The 18,522-nt window shown below is 63.4% G+C and carries 17 protein-coding genes; 11 read left to right on the plus strand and 6 right to left on the minus strand.

What is annotated here, in order from left to right; genetic code table 11:
* Positions 1-27: 27 nt before the first annotated feature.
* The 4 genes from KO539_RS19150 to KO539_RS19165 all read left to right on the plus strand — a co-directional run bounded on the left by KO539_RS19150 (position 28) and on the right by KO539_RS19165 (position 3,799).
* Entirely contained in the window at positions 28-1,299 is a 1,272-nt protein-coding gene (locus tag KO539_RS19150; RefSeq protein WP_219310949.1) for an MFS transporter, read from the plus strand.
* A gap of 38 nt (positions 1,300-1,337) precedes the next feature.
* Positions 1,338-2,003, plus strand: a complete 666-nt coding sequence (locus KO539_RS19155) for a DUF1345 domain-containing protein (RefSeq protein WP_219310950.1) — start codon at positions 1,338-1,340, stop codon at positions 2,001-2,003.
* 190 nt (positions 2,004-2,193) lie between these two features.
* Positions 2,194-2,571 (plus strand): HPF/RaiA family ribosome-associated protein, encoded by a 378-nt coding sequence (locus KO539_RS19160; protein WP_034781728.1) that lies wholly within the window; start codon positions 2,194-2,196, stop codon positions 2,569-2,571.
* Positions 2,572-2,833: 262 nt separating this feature from the next.
* Positions 2,834-3,799, plus strand: a complete 966-nt coding sequence (locus KO539_RS19165; protein ID WP_219310951.1) for a GGDEF domain-containing protein — start codon at positions 2,834-2,836, stop codon at positions 3,797-3,799.
* Between the two features lie 106 nt (positions 3,800-3,905).
* Here the strand turns inward: KO539_RS19165 and KO539_RS19170 are convergent, their stop codons facing one another.
* Positions 3,906-4,514, minus strand: a complete 609-nt coding sequence (locus tag KO539_RS19170; protein ID WP_225243425.1) for a DUF5610 domain-containing protein — start codon at positions 4,512-4,514, stop codon at positions 3,906-3,908.
* Positions 4,515-4,661: 147 nt separating this feature from the next.
* On the opposite strand from KO539_RS19170, the gene sbcB reads away from it, so the two are divergent.
* Entirely contained in the window at positions 4,662-6,110 is a 1,449-nt protein-coding gene (sbcB, locus tag KO539_RS19175) for an exodeoxyribonuclease I (protein WP_219310953.1), read from the plus strand.
* A 133-nt stretch (positions 6,111-6,243) separates the two neighbouring features.
* Here the strand turns inward: sbcB and pyrF are convergent, their stop codons facing one another.
* Positions 6,244-7,068, minus strand: a complete 825-nt coding sequence (pyrF, locus tag KO539_RS19180) for an orotidine-5'-phosphate decarboxylase (protein WP_219310954.1) — start codon at positions 7,066-7,068, stop codon at positions 6,244-6,246.
* A gap of 157 nt (positions 7,069-7,225) precedes the next feature.
* On the opposite strand from pyrF, the gene KO539_RS19185 reads away from it, so the two are divergent.
* The 5 genes from KO539_RS19185 to KO539_RS19205 all read left to right on the plus strand — a co-directional run bounded on the left by KO539_RS19185 (position 7,226) and on the right by KO539_RS19205 (position 10,999).
* Entirely contained in the window at positions 7,226-7,840 is a 615-nt protein-coding gene (locus KO539_RS19185; RefSeq protein WP_034781723.1) for a LemA family protein, read from the plus strand.
* A gap of 1 nt (position 7,841) precedes the next feature.
* Positions 7,842-8,678 (plus strand): YgcG family protein, encoded by an 837-nt coding sequence (locus KO539_RS19190; RefSeq protein WP_219310955.1) that lies wholly within the window; start codon positions 7,842-7,844, stop codon positions 8,676-8,678.
* Complete coding sequence (locus KO539_RS19195; RefSeq protein ID WP_219310956.1) at positions 8,678-9,199, plus strand: TPM domain-containing protein; 522 nt, start codon at positions 8,678-8,680, stop codon at positions 9,197-9,199. Before KO539_RS19190 ends, KO539_RS19195 begins: the two co-directional genes overlap by 1 nt.
* 71 nt (positions 9,200-9,270) lie before the next feature.
* Complete coding sequence (locus tag KO539_RS19200; protein WP_058050636.1) at positions 9,271-10,035, plus strand: SDR family NAD(P)-dependent oxidoreductase; 765 nt, start codon at positions 9,271-9,273, stop codon at positions 10,033-10,035.
* 550 nt (positions 10,036-10,585) lie between these two features.
* Complete coding sequence (locus tag KO539_RS19205; protein ID WP_225243426.1) at positions 10,586-10,999, plus strand: VanZ family protein; 414 nt, start codon at positions 10,586-10,588, stop codon at positions 10,997-10,999.
* On the opposite strand, the gene KO539_RS19210 is transcribed toward KO539_RS19205, so the two are convergent.
* Complete coding sequence (locus KO539_RS19210; RefSeq protein ID WP_099400830.1) at positions 11,000-11,299, minus strand: hypothetical protein; 300 nt, start codon at positions 11,297-11,299, stop codon at positions 11,000-11,002.
* A 454-nt stretch (positions 11,300-11,753) separates the two neighbouring features.
* On the opposite strand from KO539_RS19210, the gene KO539_RS19215 reads away from it, so the two are divergent.
* Positions 11,754-12,254 (plus strand): hypothetical protein, encoded by a 501-nt coding sequence (locus tag KO539_RS19215; protein WP_219310957.1) that lies wholly within the window; start codon positions 11,754-11,756, stop codon positions 12,252-12,254.
* Between the two features lie 133 nt (positions 12,255-12,387).
* Here the strand turns inward: KO539_RS19215 and KO539_RS19220 are convergent, their stop codons facing one another.
* From KO539_RS19220 to KO539_RS19230, 3 genes are all read right to left on the minus strand, one after another.
* The gene (locus tag KO539_RS19220; RefSeq protein ID WP_219310958.1) at positions 12,388-12,600 is read right to left on the minus strand and encodes a hypothetical protein; all 213 of its coding nucleotides are present in this window, start codon (positions 12,598-12,600) and stop codon (positions 12,388-12,390) included.
* Positions 12,601-12,734: 134 nt separating this feature from the next.
* On the minus strand, positions 12,735-16,571 hold the full coding sequence (locus KO539_RS19225; protein ID WP_257626357.1) for an NAD(P)-binding protein: 3,837 nt from the start codon (positions 16,569-16,571) through the stop codon (positions 12,735-12,737).
* A 53-nt stretch (positions 16,572-16,624) separates the two neighbouring features.
* Positions 16,625-18,364 carry a glycoside hydrolase family 2 TIM barrel-domain containing protein gene (locus tag KO539_RS19230; RefSeq protein ID WP_219311211.1) on the minus strand — a complete coding sequence of 580 codons (1,740 nt, stop codon included), beginning with the start codon at positions 18,362-18,364 and terminating at the stop codon, positions 16,625-16,627.
* Between the last annotated feature and the right edge of the window lie 158 nt (positions 18,365-18,522).

Consider the following 18,522-nt stretch of genomic DNA (forward strand, 5'->3'; position numbering starts at 1 on the left):
TCCATCCCGCTGTTCCCTGGAAATGTCATGTCTCTCGCCTCTGCCGGCAACGGCTTCAGTATCCTGCGTCACCGCAACTTTGCCTTTTATCTTTCCGCCCGCGTGCTGGGCACGGTGGCCGTGCAGATGCAAAGCGTGGCCATCGGCTGGCAGGTGTACCAGATCACGGGCAGCCTGTTCGACCTGGGCCTGATCGGCCTGGCGCAGTTCGCCCCCTTCCTCGTCTTGATTTTGCCGGCCGGCCACGTGGCCGACCGCTACAACCGCCGCAACATCATCGCCTGGTGCCTGGCGGCACAACTGGCTTGCGCGCTGGCCCTGCTGGCCTTTACCCTGAGCGGACTGTCCATCGTCTGGCCCGTGTTTGCCGTGCTGGTGCTGTTCGGCAGCGCGCGCGCCTTCATGATGCCGGCCACGCAAGCCGTGCTGGTGAACATGGTGCCCACGCAACACTTCAGCCGCGCCGTCGCGCTCAGTTCGTCGAGCTCGCACGTGGCCATCATCCTGGGCCCTACCCTGGGTGGCTTGCTGTATTACTTCGGCCCCAAGGTGGTGTATTTGATCTCGTCCGCGCTGCTGGTCGTGTCCGTCCTGCTGATGCGCGCCACCACCCCGGCGCCGCAAGTGGTCAGGCGCGAACCCGTCAGCTGGCATACCCTGCTCGAAGGCTTGCGCTTCGTCTGGTCGAAACCCATCGTGCTGGGCGCCATTTCGCTCGACCTGTTTGCCGTGCTGTTCGGCGGCGCCACGGCCCTGCTGCCGGCGCTCGCGCACGACGTGCTGCATATCGGCCCCAGCGGCCTGGGCCTGCTGCGCACGGCGCCCGGTGCAGGCGCGGCCCTGTGCTCGATCGCGCTGGCCATCTTCCCCATCACGCGCCGCGTGGGCGCGTGGATGTTCGGCGGCGTGGCCGTCTTCGGCCTGGGCACCCTGGTGCTGGGCAGCACCAGTTATTTCCCGCTGGCCCTGGCGGCCCTGTTCCTGATGGGCGCCGGCGACATGGTCAGCGTCTACATCCGGCATCTGCTGGTGCAGTTCGAAACGCCCGACGAGATCCGCGGCCGGGTCAGCGCCGTGAACGCCGTCTTCATTGGCGCCTCGAACGAGCTGGGCGAATTCGAATCGGGCCTGACGGCCGGCTGGTTCGGCCTCGTGCGCGCCGTGCTCTTCGGCGGCGCCGCCACCCTGGCCGTGACGGGCGTATGGGCCGTGCTGTTCCCCGTGCTGTCGCGCATGGACCGCTTCCCCCACCACGAAAAGGAAGCGGCCGCCAGAACGGCCACCACGGCAGGCACATAAGCTATAAGATGCGCTATCGCCACTGACCAAGCCGCACCATGAAAATCACGCTTCCCTTGCACAGCTTCATCCGCAGCCGCCCCCACCTGAGCCTGGCCACGGCCATCGGCGTGGCGGCCGGCCTGCTGCTGCCCTCGTCCTGGCAACAGATGACGCGCTTGCTGACGGCGTGGAACGTCGCCGTCTGGTTTTACCTGGCGACGATGGGCTGGATGATGATGCGCGCCAACCATCACAAGGTCAAAGCCATGGCGGCGCGCCAGGATGAGCGGGCCACCACGGTCCTGTCGGCCCTGTCCGTCGCATCCGTGATGAGCCTGGTGGCCATCGTCTCGCAACTGTCTTCGATGAAAGACATGGCGCCGGACGAGCGCGCGCTGCACTATGGCCTGACGATCCTCACCCTGGTCGGCTCGTGGTTCCTCGTCGGCACCCTGTTCTGCTTTCACTATGCCCACCTGTATTACCAGGCCGATCCCGCGCTGCGCCCGCTGAAGTTTCCCGACGACGAGCCCAATCCCGACTACTGGGATTTTCTGTATTTCGCCATCACCATCGCCGTGGCCGTGCAAACGTCGGACGTTTCCGTGCAGACGCGCACGATGCGGCAGATCGTGCTGGGGCAATCCGTGCTGAGCTTTTTCTTCAACCTGGTCGTGCTGGGGCTGTCGATCAATATCGCGGCTGGGCTCATCAATGGTTGACGGTAAATAATTTCGTGGCGGAAACTTGACCTGACTGAAGGGTTAAGCTCATCTTAATCGTGCGCACCCTCTTGAAATACTGGAAAGAGGAGTAAGATAAGTTCCATGCACAGAGGTCATGTGCATGAGGCAGCAACCAGGCCGCAGCACGCCTGAGATGGGTTTTTTTTGAATTGACAGGAGTAAGCATATGCAAATCAATATTCATACCGACAGCACCATCGCCAACACCGCTGGACTGAACGAACATGTGCAATCCGTACTTGAAAGCGCACTGAACCGCTTCCGCGACAACCTGACCCGCATCGAAGTCCACATCAGCGACACGAATGGCCCGAAAGGCGGCGCCGACGATATCCGCTGCGTCATGGAAGCACGCGTTGCCGGCTATCAACCGATTGCCGTGACCGAACAGAACGCCACCGTGCATCAATCCGTTGCCGGCGCCACCGATAAACTGAAACGCGCCATCGATAGCGCCCTGGGCCGCCTGCAAGACAGCAAGCGCCACGCCACCGGCAAGAATGCCGTGATCGATACGGCCGAAGCGGAAGAAACCGCCGAGTAATTCCCCCCCCCTGCAGGATTTTCAGAGACTGAGGCAGCCGTTCAAGGCTGCCTTTGCATATCCAGCCCCGTCTTTCGCGCGCGGCAACAACCATACTAAAACAGCAAGCATTCCCGCGTATTAACGCGGCAATGAAATAATTGTCGTATTTCTCACAGTAAGTGACATCAAGCAAGCCTTTGCCGTTACGGCCAAGGCCGCTTTACGCTATCATGAAGCTACCGGCCCCCTGTTCGCGCGCCGGCTTTTTGAAAGTGTGATTGTGGAACAGATCGGCAACTTCGGCGCTTCAGGCTGCAACATCGGCGATTTACAGCTATTTCGCGATGGGGCGGATAGCCAGACGGCCGCCATGCTGGCGCCCTGCCCCGTCATGCGCCTCGAAGCGGGCGAGGCTATTTCCGACACGCAAGGCGCCAGTCTGTACATCGTCCTGCGCGGTTCGCTGGCCGTGGCCGCCGACACCCACACGGGCATGGATGACGGCACCGTCAGCAAGGTCTTGCCCGGCGAAAGCGTGGGCGAACAATCGGTGCTCGATGAAGCGAGCAACCTGGCCGCCATTTCCGCCCTGGAAGAAACCGATTTGCTGGTGATCGACGCGGCCATCGTCTGGGAATTGATCGAACAGTCGAACGGTCTGGCGCGCAACCTGCTGCGGCTGCTGTCCTTCCGCATCCGCGCCGCCAATGCCCTGCTGCGCCGGCGGCAGAAACTGGGCGAATTCTACCGCCAGCTGTCGATGGTCGACAGCCTGACGGGCCTGTACAACCGCGCCTGGCTGACGGATCTGCTGCCTAACATGATCGTCACGGCCCACGCCAGCGGCTCGCCGCTGTCGCTGGTGATGATAGACCTCGACCATTTCAAGCGTTTCAACGACACGCACGGCCACCAGGCGGGCGACCAGGCGCTGCGCATCGCCGCGCAAGTGCTGGGCGCGGCCCTGCGGCCCACGGATTTTGCCGTGCGCTATGGCGGCGAGGAAATGATGGTGATCTTGCCCGATACCAACGAACACGTGGCCCTGCGGGTGGCCGAGCGCCTGTGCGAGCGCATGCAGCTGGCCGTCATCTTCGCCGACATGCGCAGCGCGCTGCCGCACATTACGGGTTCCTTCGGCGTGGCCAGCCTGGCGGCCGAACAGGACGACGAGGCGCTGATCGCGGCCGCCGACGCGGCGCTGTACCGCGCGAAGGCAGGCGGACGCAACCGGGTAAGCACCTGATAAAACGCCCATGGCGTCGTTGCATTGCCTCGTCGTACATTCGTACTGCCTTCGGCAACGCGCCTAGCCCTGGACATTTTCTCAGGCGCTTCCGGCGCAATATTGATCAGGCAACCTTGCTGTCGGCCGGCTTGGCGTCATCCTTCTTGCTGTGCGCGGCGATGAAATCAGCGTAGCCCTTCTGCACCAGCTCATACGTCTTGTCGATATTGCCAGCGATATCGCCACCCAGCACTTTCAAGCCTTCCAGGATATCGCGCGCTTCCTTGAAACCTTTCTCCATGCCGCCGCTGATGGTGTCCATGAACTTGGTCAGGGCCGTATCGTCGTCCATGCCGGGATTTTGCTTCTTGTAGGCGTCAAAAAAACCCGTCGACAGCGATACAATGCGGCTCGCCGTCGCTTCGGCGCTGTTATCCTGCGAGGCCGCGTTCTGGATCGCATCGTCGCCGTACTGGCTCTTCAGCGCTTCATTGATGTTGGTGATGGCCGTCTTGTACAGCAGCGCCAGCGGCTCGTTCTCGGAACCGATAGACACATTCAGCGACGCCTGCATGATGGAAGCGTTCAATTGCAGCTTGGTGCGGTCATTGACGCTCATTTCAGCGTTGATGCCGTCCTTTTGCTGGACTTTATCGTCCTTGCCGGCAACGCCCGTACTGACGGAAGTCACGGAAGGGTTGGAATTGCCGCTTGCGGCGATGGGAATTGACACGATAGACCTCCTTGAACGGACAATGTATGCCACCATGCGGGAAACGCGATGATGACCATCCTCTCGTGTAGTATCGGCAGGTTTTCAGAAAACTGTAGCAGCGGCCGCTTTTAGCGGCCCGGATAACCAATCAAGCAACGACCATCAATGACTAACCAGACCTTTCTTTGGCACGACTACGAAACCTTTGGCGCCCAGCCGCGCCGCGACCGCCCGGCCCAGTTCGCCGCCATCCGCACGGATGCCGACCTGAACGAAATCGGCGAGCCGATCATGCTGTATTGCCAGCCTGCCAATGATTTCCTGCCCGACCCGCAATCGTGCCTGATCACCGGCATCACGCCGCAGCAGTGCTTGCAGCTGGGCGTGCCCGAACACCAGTTCGCCGCCACCATCGAAGCGGCCTTTTCGGAGCCGGGCACCATCGGCGTGGGCTACAACACCATCCGTTTCGACGATGAAGTCACGCGTTTCCTGTTCTGGCGCAATCTGATCGACCCGTATGCGCGCGAATGGAAGAACCATTGCGGCCGCTGGGACATCCTCGACGTGGTGCGCATGACGCACGCGCTGCGCCCGGAAGGCATGCAATGGCCGAAGCGCGACGATGGCCAGACCAGTTTTAAGCTGGAACACTTGAGCAAGGCCAATGGCCTGGCCCACGAAGCGGCGCACGATGCGCTGTCCGACGTGCGCGCCACCATCGCCCTGGCGCGCCTGATCCGCGAAAAGCAGCCGAAACTGTTCGAATTCTGCCTGGCCCTGCACAAGAAGGACCGGGTCGCCAGCGAAATGGGCATGCACCTGGCCGCCGCCGAACGCCAGCCCTTCCTGCACGTGTCGGGCATGTTCCCCGCCGAACGGGGCTGCCTGGGCGTCGTCTGGCCGCTGGCCACGCATCCGAGCAACAAAAATGAAATCCTCGTCTGGGATTGCGCCTACGATCCGCGCGAACTGTTCGCGCTGGACGCCGACACCATCCGCACGCGTTTGTTTACACGCAAGGAAGCCATGCCGGAAGGCATGACGCGCCTGCCCGTGAAAAGCGTGCACCTGAACAAGTCGCCCATGCTGGTGGGTAATTTAAAAACCCTGTCGCCGGCCATGGCCGCGCAATGGGGCATCGATCTGGACGCGGCGAAGGTCAACGCGCAACTGGCCGCGACGGCGCCGAACATGGATGCGATCTGGGCCGAAGTGTTCCAGCGCCCGGGCGCGAACGCCGCGCTGGACGTGGATGAAGATTTGTACAACGGTTTCGTCAGCAACGACGACCGCCGCCTGCTCGAATCCCTGCGCCGCGACACGCCGGCCAAGCTGGCCACGGCCCGCCCCTCGTTTGCCGACGAGCGCCTGCAGGAACTGCTGTTCCGCTACCGCGCCCGCAATTTCCCGCAAACCCTGAGCGAAGCGGAAAGCCTGCGCTGGGAACAGCACCGCGCCGCCCGCCTGTTCGACGGCGACGCCGGCGCCCGCACCATCGAAATGCTGTTTACGGAGATCGACGTGCTGTCGGAATCGGTCGATGAGCGGGGAGAAGAGATTTTAGGCGAGCTGTACGACTACGCGGAGATGGTGGCGCCCATGCGCGACTGAAAGAGGGCGCGAGTCGGGTAGGTCGGATTAGCGGGCCGAAGGTCCGCGTAATCCGACAACATTGTTGACGTTACCGGTGTTGTCGGGTTACGGCCGCTGGCCTAACCCGACCTACATTTTTTATGGGTGTCGTTTAAACCGAACGATGCTGATTGATCGCATCGCGCGTTTCAATGGCCACACGGCGCGCCGCGTCGGCGAAGTCTTCGCCCGCTTGCGGCGTGGCGTAGATGATGGCGCGCGACGAGCTGATCATCATGCCCATGCCGTTCGCCGTCTGGCCCGCGCCGACGGTGGCGGCAATGTCTCCGCCCTGGGCGCCGATGCCGGGCACCAGCAGCGGCATGTCGCCGACGATGGCGCGCACTTGCGCCAGCTCTTCAGGGAAGGTGGCGCCGACGACAAGCGCGCACTGGCCATTCTTGTTCCATTTCTCGGCCACCAGGCGCGCCACGCGCTGATACAGCGGTTCGCCATCCGTATTCAGGAATTGCAGGTCCGAGCCGCCCGGGTTCGAGGTGCGGCACAGGATGATCACGCCGCGGTCTGCCCACGCCAGATAGGGGTCGAGCGAATCCTCGCCCATGTAGGGGTTCACGGTAACGGCGTCGGCGCCGTAGCGCTCGAACGCTTCGCGCGCGTATTGCGTGGCCGTCGCGCCGATGTCACCCCGTTTCGCATCGAGGATCAGCGGGATGTGCGGATAGTGTTCACGCGCATAGCGGCAGATGTCTTCCAGCTGCTTTTCCGCGCCCAGCGCGGCAAAATAGGCGATCTGCGGCTTGAAGGCGCAGGCCAGGTCGGCCGTGGCGTCGATGATGCGCGTGCAGAAGGTGGTGATTCCATCAGGCAGATCGCGCAGCTCGGCCGGCAGTTTCGCCAGGTCCGGGTCCAGGCCCACGCACAGCAGGGAATTATTGGCCGTCCACGCGGCGGATAATTTATTGATGAAATTCACGGCACACCTTCTCTATATTCAGTTGCAAACCCCGCATTGTAACGCGGCGCGGGGTTGCGAAGGCAGGCGGAGGCGGCGACCGGCGCTGATTAAACCGACATTGCGGGCCGTTTCAGGTATATTTGCCGCATCCCTTTTACTCGGCACGGAACCCATCATGCAAATCACCAATCAATTCACCAAATGGCTGCGCCTGGCCCTGAGCGTCACCGTCCTGGCCGGCGTCCTGACGGGCTGCGGCTACAACGACTTCCAGAGCAAGGATGAAGCCACCAAGGCCGCCTGGGGCGAAGTGGTCAACCAGTACCAGCGCCGCGCCGACCTGATCCCCAACCTGGTCAACACCGTCAAGGGCTATGCCACGCACGAGCGCGAAACCCTGGAAGCGGTGACCAAGGCGCGCGCCGCCGCCACCAGTTTCCAGATCACGCCCGAAGTGCTGAACGATCCGGCCGCGTTCGAAAAATTCCAGCAAGTGCAGGGCCAGCTGTCGTCGGCCCTGTCGCGCCTGATGGTGGTGTCCGAGAAATACCCGGATCTGAAGGCCGACACCAGCTTCCGCGACCTGCAGTCGCAGCTGGAAGGCACGGAAAACCGCATCACCGTGGCGCGCCAGCGCTACATCGTGGCCGTGCAGGATTACAACGTGCATGCGCGCAGCTTCCCGAACAACCTGACGGCCATGGTCTTCGGCTACAAGGTCAAGCCATCGTTCACGGTGGAAAATGAAAAAGCCATCTCGACCGCACCGACCGTCAACTTTGGCAAATAAGATGAAAGCCTGGTCTTATCTGGCGGCGCTGGCGACGGCGCTGCTGCTGTGGACGATGGCGCCAGCTGGCGCACAGGGCTTGCAGCCCGTGCCGCCGCTGGCGGCGCGCGTGACGGACAACGCCGGCATGCTCGACGCCAAGCAAAAGGCGGCGCTGGAAGGCGTGCTGGCCGATTACGAAGCCAAGACGGGCAGCCAGATCGCCGTGCTGCTGGTCAAGAGTACGGAACCGGAAGCCATCGAGCAATACAGCATCCGCGTGACGGATGCCTGGAAGCTGGGCCGCAAAGGCGTCGATGACGGCGTGCTGCTGATGGTGGCGAAGGACAACCCCTCGTCGCTGCGCCGCCTGCGCATCGAGGCGGGCCGCGGCGTGCAGGGCGTGCTGACGGATGCACAATCGAAACGCATCCTGCAAGACGTGATCGCGCCGCATTTCAAGCAAAACGACTATTACGGCGGCCTGGTGGCCGGCGTGGGGTCGATTGCCACCCTGCTGAACCAGGAGCAATTCCCCGCCCCGGCCCAGCAGAAGGCGCCAGCCACCGTGGAAGCGGGCGGCATGACCTTCTGGCTGCCACTGCTGTTCTTCGGCTTCCTCGTCGTGCTGACCCTGTTCCGCTCGCGCGGCGGCCCCACGCGGCTGCAGCGCGGCAGCAACTGGTCCAGCGGCGCCACCGGCGTCGTGCTGGGCAGCATCCTCAGCCAGGCGCTGAACAACCGCGGTGGTGGTGGTGGCGGCTTCGGCGGCGGCGGTGGTTTTGGCGGTGGTGGTGGCGGTGGTTTCGGTGGCGGCGGCGGCGGTTTTGACGGCGGCGGCGCCTCGGGAGATTGGTAATGACGAAACAACTGACATTCGGACAACGCTGCGGACGGGCCTTGAAACATTTGCGCGGCACGCCGGCGACGGCGCGCCAGGCGTTTCCGGAACGCACCTTGAAAGCCATCGAAACGGCGATTGCCGACGGTGAAGCGATGCACCAGGCGGAAGTGCGCCTGATCGTCGAAGCAGCCCTGGCGCCGGGCATGGCTTACCAGGGAGTGAGCAACCGCGAGCGGGCGCGCGAACTGTTCGCCCAGTATGGCGTGTGGGATACGGAAGACAACGTCGGCGTACTCATCTACATCAACCTGGCCGAGCACCAGGTCGATATCGTGGCCGACCGCAACGTGGGCCGCCGCGTCACGCCGGAGCAATGGCAAGCCGTGTGCCGCACCATGACCAAAGGGTTCAAGGACGGCAATTACCACGACAGCACCGTGGAAGCACTGGCGCAGCTGAATACCTTGCTGCAAAGCCACTTCCCTGCCAACGGCACGCGCGGCAACCAGTTGCCGAACGAGCCCATCCTCCTCTGATTCCTGCCCAGGGATTAAAATCCGCCATGGCACCGCAGCATGGCGGCGCCCCCACCCGCCGAGGAGCACACATGAAACTGATCCATAAAACCGCCATCGTCACTGGCGCCACGCAAGGCATCGGCCTGGCTTGCGCCACCCGCCTGATCGCCGAAGGGGCGCAGGTGATGCTGGTCGACATCAAGGAAGAAGGCGCGCAGGCGGCAGCCGCGCTCGGCCCGCAGGCGCGCTTCTTTTGCGCCGACGTCAGCCAGAAGGCCGACGTCGACGCCATGCTGAAGGAAACCCTGGCGCAGTTCGGCCACATCGATATCCTCGTCAACAATGCGGGCGTCACGCACGCGGCCGATTTCCTCGACGTATGCGAAGACGATTTCGACCGGGTCATGCGCATCAACCTGAAATCGATGTTCCTGTGCGGCCAGGCTGTGGCGCGCGAAATGGTCAAGCGCAACAGCGGCTGCATCATCAATATGTCCAGCGTGAATGCGGAACTGGCGATCCCGAACCAGGTGCCGTACGTGGTGTCGAAGGGCGCCATCAACCAGCTGACCAAGGTCATGGCCCTGAACCTGGCGCCGCACGGCGTGCGCGTGAACGGCATCGGCCCGGGCACCATCCTGACGGAACTGGCCAAGCAGGCGGTGCTGTCGAGCCCGCAGGCGCGCCACACGATATTGTCGCGCACGCCGCTGGGCCGCTGCGGCGAGCCGGAAGAAGTGGCCGGCATCGCCGCCTTCCTGGCCAGCGACGACGCCACCTACATGACGGGCCAGACCATCTATGTCGATGGCGGGCGCATGGCGCTCAACTACACGGTGGCCGTGAAGGAATGAAGACAGACGCAGACAGTTATATCGAAAAAGAATAATGGTTATCTGAAAAGACCATTAGACACATATCGTGCGACGCAGCATAATGCACCTGTCTCCACTATTCTCCTCCAAGAAAATAGTTTTAAGCCCGCTTTCACCAGCGGGCTTTTTTTTTTCGCTGTCCTTCCTGAAACATGGCCATTCTTGCCATGGCGCACAATCTTTCCGAGAAATGGCCTCGCCGCAAAAAAATGTTGCAGCGTGTCATCAGCCCGTCATCTTCGTCCCCCATACTTGCTTCATCTGCTGTACAGGCAACCGATATGCCTGACTACAGACAGGTGTGCCGCGATGGCACACCACTCCCCTTTCATGACCGTGGCGGGCGCCCGCAAGGCGCGCGACACGGTGAGTACCGAGCAACTCTCAACTCTTGACCCATTTCATTTGGGTTTTTGGCCCGCGTCCCCGCGGGCCTTTTTTTGCCTGCACGGCAAGCTCTTGCGCAAAAACACGGTGGCCCGCCCTGCCCATGATATTGTGACGGCCTTTCCACCTGTCCTGACGCCTCATGCCTGCACCCTTGCCCGAACTGTGTTTTGCCGACCGCTACGAACGCCTGCGCTACCGCACGGCGCTGGTGCTCTATGCCCTGGTGATCCTGATCGGCGACATTCCCGGCGTGCGCGCGGACGTGGGTCAATATGCGTCGGGCGGCGTGCTGCATTCCGTCGGCTATGGCGTGCTGGCCCTGATCCTGTTCAGCGGCACTAAAGGCGGCATGGCGCGCCGCGCGCTGCTGTCGGTGCTGATGGTGGCGGCCATGGGTGCGCTGGACGAATTCATCCAGAGTTTCCTGCCATACCGCCGTGGCGCCGTCAGCGACTGGGTGGTCGATATCACAGCCGCGACGGCCGTGGTGCTGCCACTGTACTTTTCCTGGCCTGCCATGGCCGCCGCCGCGCTGAAGAAACAGCAAGGCTGATCACGGCGCGCCGCCATCGCCGGCACCCAGCGCCAGCGACAGCTGCCCCTGGCCGGCTGCCGCCCGGCTGGCGATGCGGCGCAAGGCCGTGCGCATCTCCCGCCGGCTGGCCGCTCCCGCTGCGCGCGCCGCATCGCGCTGCATCTCCATCAACTGTTCCGACCGTGACAGCCTCGTCAAGGCATGCAGGGCCTGGGTCAGCGCATAGCGAGCGCGCGCGCCGTTCGCAGCGCCCGGGGCACCGTACACCGCAATCACCAGCTCATTGATCAGCTTGACGCTATGGGAATCGGCAGACATTTACTCTCCTGAAGTAAGCAACGGGGAACAAGGGGAAAGCGCGAACGCCGTGCTCGCCCTGCACAAGAATGTCTTTTATACCAAGCTCTACAATTGAAGCGCTTGATGTACCTCAATGTGAAATAACAAGGATCGAACATCTTTCCCGCCCTGCTCTCTTACCAAGTAACCCCCATTAAATTATTGTGATTTCTGACTTCCATAACCGGCGCTCTGCAAGGTGGCCGACGAGGCTTGCCAGCTGCTGGCAGTGCTCGCACTGCGGCGCAACTGGCGCCTTGCATCGCATCCGGTTCTGTTCGTCATAAATTGACAATATTTTCCTGAGGATTACTTAGCAGTAGTTGCGGCCATGCTTGGCGTGCTTGGCGTGCTTGGCATGCGCCATTGACGCTGACCTCCGCCACACCCTGTAAACCGGGTTAACACTTTGTCAGACCAAGAGGAGAACAAGATGAGAGCAAAAAAAACCATGGCGCTGGCCGGCCTGCTGTGTACGCTGGCCGCCTGCAGTTCAAATCCGAACAGCACCGGCATGAGCAGCATGAATGGCCGCAGCGGTGAAAGCTACAGCAATACGACCGCGACGGGCAACGCAGCGACCAACACCGGCATCACCAGCAGCACCATGAACGACACCAGCACCGGCGGCGCCGACACGCGCACGTCCACGGCCAACAACGCCATGAGCATGGACGGCAGCCAGTCGGGCGTCAGCATCGCCTCCGCCACGGTGCAATCGATCGAGCCGGTGCCACGTGGCATGGATCAGGGCAGCGGCGACATGCAATCGGGCAGCTCCGGCACAGCGGGCACCACCTCGGGCAACATGCAGTACCGGGTCACCCTGCGCCTGGACGACGGCAGCACGCGCACCCTCATGCAAAACTCGCAGCCAGGCTACCAGATCGGTGATCGGGTCAAAGTGGTCAACGGCTTGCTGCAGCGCTATTAACGATATCCGGGGATCAGCGCGGCATGCGCCGATCCCGCCTGGCCGCTGGCATTCGGGGCGCTGAGCGCCAGCGGCCAGGCACATCGATCGCAGTCAGGCATGCGAGGTGTGGCAAAGCGGGACGGGACAGGCATCATGCCTCGACAAGAGAGACATCATGCCTTGCCTTGCCTTGCCTTGCCTTTTCCCTGCTGCCATGCCCTGCTGCCATGCTTTGCTTTACCTTTTTCTTGCCATGCTTTGCTTTACCTTTCTTGCCATCTTTTGCTTTATCTTTTCCTTGCCACTTATCCCTGCCATGTCTCCTGACAGCGACACCCTGCCTCCTGCCTTGCCATCGTTTCACCTGGCATGATCTTCGGCAGCGCCCTGCCTCTTCTCATGTTGCGTCTTGGCTGCCTCCTGCCTCGTTTACCTCTTGCAGACGTCCTTGCTGAATCCGCGCCGGGAGCGCTGATCCCGTGCTCCCGGCGCTAGCGCCTACTCCACCATACCCACCTTGCGCTGGCTTGCCGCCAGCCCGGCGATCAGTTCCGCCGCTTTTTTCCCGGCCAGGAAAGCGTGGTCGGAATTGTAGTATTCCCACTCGCTGTAGCGTCCCGCCAGCACGATATCCTGCGTCGATAACCATGCCTTCACCAGCGCCACATTGGCGGCCCGCGCATGGTCGTACACCACATAGGCGTACGGCATGTCCACCTGGTTCGCTGCCAGCAGGCGGTCATCATTGCGCAGCAAGCCCACCGCGATGCAATCGGCCACGCAACGGTCGATCAGGGCCTGTCCATCGAGCGGCAACGGTTTCCAGGGCGAATAACTGATCTCGCACGTGAGGCCGAAACCGCCCGGCGCATTGCAGTGGGGGCTGGCATTACCTTGCAGGAAGATACGGTGGAATATCGTCTCTTCCGGATAGTAAATCCAGTGTTTCTCGCTGATGTTTTCACGCGCCACGCCCAGGTTGACGCAGCGCACGGAAATATGCCGCAAGGCGCGCGCCGCCGCTTGTACCTGCGGCGGCGCCTGCTCGCCGATCAGGCGCACCAGCTGCGGCAAGGGCATGGTGCTGAGCAAGTGCTGGTAGCGGAAGCGGCGGCCATCGCCCAACACGATCACGTGCTGGCGCGGCAATATCTGCACCACATCGGCATTGAGTTCCAGCTTGCCTTGCAGGTGCGGCAGGAAGCCCGACATCAAGGCCTGAAAACCGCCGCGCAAGGGGTAGCCGAAGCGCGCATTCGGGCCCATCGGCCTGGCCACCGGTTCGAGCGCGCCCTCGATGATTTCTTCCAGGTTCGGCAACGGCACCCGCCCGCCCAGCCACGACGTTTCCATCTCGGCCAGGGGGACGGTCCACAATTTCTTGTTGTAGGGAATCGCAAAATGGCGGGCGATGCCGCTGCCCCACACCTGATGGATGAATTGCTCGAAATTGGGCGCGGTCTGGCCTGGTGCTTGGCCCGGCGCCGCCACGGCATCGTGCAGCTGTTCCAGCCCCGTGCCGCCGTCGGCGCAGCAGTCTTCCACGGCGCAGGCCGCAGCCGTTTCAGGGCTTGGCGCGGCCGGTGCGTTGCCGTAGCGCGCCTCGATGGCGCCAACGATGCACTCCTTGATGACGGCTGGCGGCAAGCCGTACAGCGCCCCTTGGAAAGGATAGCGCGTGTAGACCTGCTTGCTGTAGACCCAGGCTTCGCGGTTTTGCCAGTGCAGATTGGTCCCCAGCAAGGTGCGGTACATGTCGAGCACATAGTCATCGTTGGAAAACATGATGTGACCCGCGTGATCGAAGGTAAAACCGCGGTCATGGATGGAGCGGCACCAGCCGCCCACGGCGGCATTTTTATCCAGCAGCAAAGTATCGGCGCCCAGGTGATAGGCGGCGCTCAGGCCCGTCGGACCGGCGCCGATGATGGCGCAGGCCACGGCTTGCGGCGCACCGGGGGGATGCAGCAAATTGACATCGGCGCCGGTGCCCGGTGCGGCGGCCTGTGTCGTGCCGGCGGCGGACACGGCCTGGCGGGCGCCCTGCCCCGGCGGCGTCGTGTCGAGCAAGTTGCGCATCTGCTCCACCGTGGCATCCCAGGAGGTGGCGTCGACAATGGCGCGCATGCGGGCAGCCATGGCCGCGCGCTGTTCCGGTGTCGCGGCCAGCGCCGCCTCGCAGGCGGCGACAAAGGCGTCGGGTGTATCGGCGATGGCCACGATGTCGCGATACGGCACGGCCACATCGGCGATCGGCGTGCTGACGATGGGCAACTGCGCCGCCATGTATTCCAGTACCTTGGTGGGACTGATGAAGCGGGTCGCCTCATTGCTGGCAAACGGCAGCAGGCACACGTCCCAGCCGGCCAGGAAGTGCGGCAGCGCCTGGTACGGTTGCTGGCCCAGGTAATGGATATTCTGGCGCTGCGGCAGGCTGGCCGGGTCGATCTTGAGGATGGGGCCGACCAGCACGATTTGCCAGTCGGGATGGGCGTCGGCCAGCGCCGCCACCAGGGCCGGCTCGAAACGCTCGTCGATCACGCCGTAATAGCCGAGCCTGGGCCGGCCGATCTCCGCTTGCGCGGGGTGGCCATTGTGGCGGTCCAGCGCCTGTTCGAAGTGCACGGTATCGACGCTGCTGGCGAAACAATGGACGTTGGCGTGGCGCGTGCGTTTCGCCTCGAACAGGCTGGGGCCGCCCGCAAACACCAGGTCGGCGCGCGCCAGCAAGGCCGCTTCGCGCTGCAATAACTGACGCGGCGCATTCTTGAACGCGGCCAGCTCATCCATGCAGTCATACACGACCAGGCCCGCGTGCAGGGCCGGCAGCAGCGGCAGCGCCATCGGCGTATAGAACCACACGATGGGGTCGTCGGCAGGCGTGATCTGGCTCAGCAGGGGCTGCAGCACGGCCAGCTGGTCGTCGTGAAAACCGGGCGCCTGCACGGGCGTGCGGGGCTGGCACACGGTCACGTTCGGCGCCGGCGTGGACAGCTCCAGCCGGCTGGTTCCATCGTCCCAAACGGGCTCCTCGACGAAGACCACGCGGTAGAACTGCGCCAGCCGCGACAGCAGCTGTTGCGGACGCTGATACACGAAATTCCAGCGCAAATGGGAAAAAACGATGATGGTTCGCATGCCAGTTCCTTTCTGCCCCGCCGGGGCAAACGTTGAACAAAGGTGTGCCGTCAGGCGCTGTGCCTGCCGTAGTGCCGTCGCGTAAGGGGGCACGAGGATGCGCCGCAGCCGCTCCGCCCCCTCGCCTTCCAGGCCAGCCTCCCACAGCCCGCTGCGGTGCCAGTGGCTGGCATCGTCCCAGTCGGGCCGGTCGATGACGGGATAAATACAGATGCCGCGCAGCGCGGCGCCATGCTGGACAGCCAGCGCCGCCTCGGCAGCCGCGTCGCGTATCCAGGCGCCGCGCCCGCTGCCCACGTGGCTCGTTTCCGCCAGCAGCAAAGGCCGCTGGTAGCGCGCCTGCACTTCCAGCAGCAACTGGTGCAGGGGCATGCGGCGCGGTTCGCCCAGGTGCCACCACAGGCGCAGGTTGCTGCCGCATTCCCACTGGTTGCTGTGGTAATAGTTCAGGCCGATCAAATCCAGGTAGCGCGGCGCGCCGCCCAGTTCCGGCGCTTGCCGGCCGCACAGCATGTCCCACGCTTCGAACTGCGAGGCGCGCCAGGCCCCCGCCTGCGCAACCCAGTCCGTGCGTCCGGGCGGCGCGGTCACGTGGATCAGGGGATCGCATTGCAGGAAACGCGCCTGCGGACTGACGGCGCGGATCGCATCGCAGGCGGCCACGGTGGCGCGCACCAGTTGCCGCTTGCCTTCCTGGCCCGCATCGGGCCGGTACATATTCAGGCACTGGAACATGTGCACCGACAAGCCCCAGCTGGTAAACGAGATTTCATTGATGGGTGAATACACGGGCGCGCTACCCGCATACGGCGCGAGGAACTGCGCCGCCGCCCGGCAATAGCGGGCAAAGCGCGGCACGAAGTCGGGTGAAAACAGGTCGAGCTCGGCCGGCCAGCCGTAGTGGCAGAAAGTCCAGTTGATCTGCAGCCCCAACTCCTGCGCCACGGCGGCGCGCTCCTCGATGAAAGAGAAATCGAACTGGCCATCGCGTTCGGCCAGGCGCCAGCCTATGCTTTCGCGCACGCTGCGAATGCCGAACTGGCGCAGCAGCAGGTAGTCTTCGCGCACCCTGTCCAGGTGGCCCGTGGCGCGGTTCATGTCCAGCGCCTGGCCGCCATGGGTGACGTGGTCGGCGCCTTCGTAGCCGGCCTGCCAGTAAGTCAGGAACGGCGCTGCCGCGCCATCGGTATCGGCCATGCCTGCCCCTTTGAAATCTGAACCAGATGAAACTTGCCAGGTCCGGCTTGCGTTCAATTGAGCCGGATGTTGCGGGTGGCCGCGCTGAGCAGTTCCAGCGCGGCCTTCGGCGTTCGGTCCGCCGTCAGCAAGCCATTGGCTTCCTGGAAGGTGTCGGCGAACTGCGTGTAGCAAAAGCCGCTGAACATCTGCGCCGTATTGACGACCGTCATCAGGCGCCGGTAAATATCGAGGAAGGCCGCCTCGTTGCCCACGCGCGCATAGCCCCAGGTTTCCGCCGATTCGCCCTGTTCCCGGTCGAAGGCGATGCCGCCAAATTCCGTCAGGACGATGGGCTGGCCCCGGTGCGGGAAGCCGTCGAGCGTGAGGATGCGCCCGCCCGGACGGCGCTGGTCGAACAAGGTCGTGCGGGCCGAGTCGCTGATCGCATAGCGCGCCTGCAGGCGTTCCGGATCGCAGTCGTAATCGTGGATGCCGAGGATGTCGGTGGCCGACGCCTCCCAGCCGTCGTTGCCGATCACGGGGCGCGTGGGGTCGAGCGTGCGCGTCAGGTGGTACAGCGCTTCGACGGCGTTGCGGTGCGCCTGGATGGCCGTCAGGTTGGGCACGCCCCACGACTCATTGAACGGCACCCAGACGAGGATGCACGGATGGCTGTAGTCGCGTTCGATCACGTCCGTCCATTCGCGCACCATGCGCGTGATGGCCTTGCTGGAAAAGCGGTACGTCGATGGCATTTCTTCCCACACCAGCAAGCCCAGGCGGTCGGCCCAGTACAGGTAGCGCGGATCCTCGATCTTCTGGTGCTTGCGCACGCCGTTGAAACCCAGGGCCTTGGCCAGTTCCACGTCGCGCCGCAAGGCATCGTCGGAAGGCGCCGCCAGCAGGGTGTCGGGCCAGTAGCCCTGGTCGAGCACGAGACGCAACGGATACGGTCGGCCATTGAGCATGAAGCGGTCGCGGTTGATGGCCACCGAGCGCAGCGCCGTGTACGACTTGACCGTATCGAGCAGCTCGCCGTCATGCCACAAGGTCACTTCGGCATCGAGCAAAATGGGCCGCTCCGGGCTCCACAGCAATTCGTTGCGCGAATCGTCGATGCCGGGGTCGGACAGGGCGATCTTGCGGCTCGCTTCGTTTTCGATCAGCTTGTACTGGTCGTCGGCCAGCAGGTTGCTGCCATGCCAGATGCGCACGGCCACGGTGAGGTCATCCTGCAGGTCGCCCATGGCGAACACTTCGCAGCCGATCTCGTAGCCTTCGAACACGGGTGTCCAGCGCAGCTTGCCGATGTAGGTGGCCGCCACGCGCTCGATCCACACGCTTTGCCAGATGCCCGTGGTACGCGGATACCAGATGGAATGGGGCAGCAGCTGCCAGTCCTGCTTGCCGCGCGGCTTGGCCAGGTCGTGCGGATCGTCCTCGACGCGCACCGTCAGCACCTGCGGCCCGTCGGGCAGCAGCGCATGGCTGATGTCGGCGACAAACGGCGTGTGCCCGCCCTCGTGGTCGGCCACCACGTGCCCGTTCAGCCACACCTTGGCATGGTAGTCGACGGCGCCGAAATGCAGCAGCACGCAGGGGCCGCCCGGCTGCAGCAGGAACTCGCGCTGGTACCAGCAGACGCGGTGAAAGCCACGGTCGCCCACGCCGCTGGCCTGCGATTCCGGCGGAAACGGCACGGTGATCTCGTGCGTCCAGCCAATGCCGCCATCGGGCAGGCGGTAGCGCCGCTCATTGTCAAACGTAAAACGCCAGGCGCCGTTCAGCGATTGCCAATTCTCGCGCACCATCTGCGGCCGGGGATAGGCAAAGGCGCCCGCGCCCGGGAGGACGGTTTCAGCCTGGCCGTCATGCGTATTCGGTGGGGAGAGATGGTCATTGAGCATGCGTGTTGGATGCATGCCGCAGGGAGCAAGTTCCGGCGTATGGGACTTGCGCCGCAACGCAT

The organism is Janthinobacterium sp. NKUCC06_STL (assembly GCF_019345455.1).
Lineage (GTDB): Bacteria > Pseudomonadota > Gammaproteobacteria > Burkholderiales > Burkholderiaceae_D > Janthinobacterium > Janthinobacterium rivuli.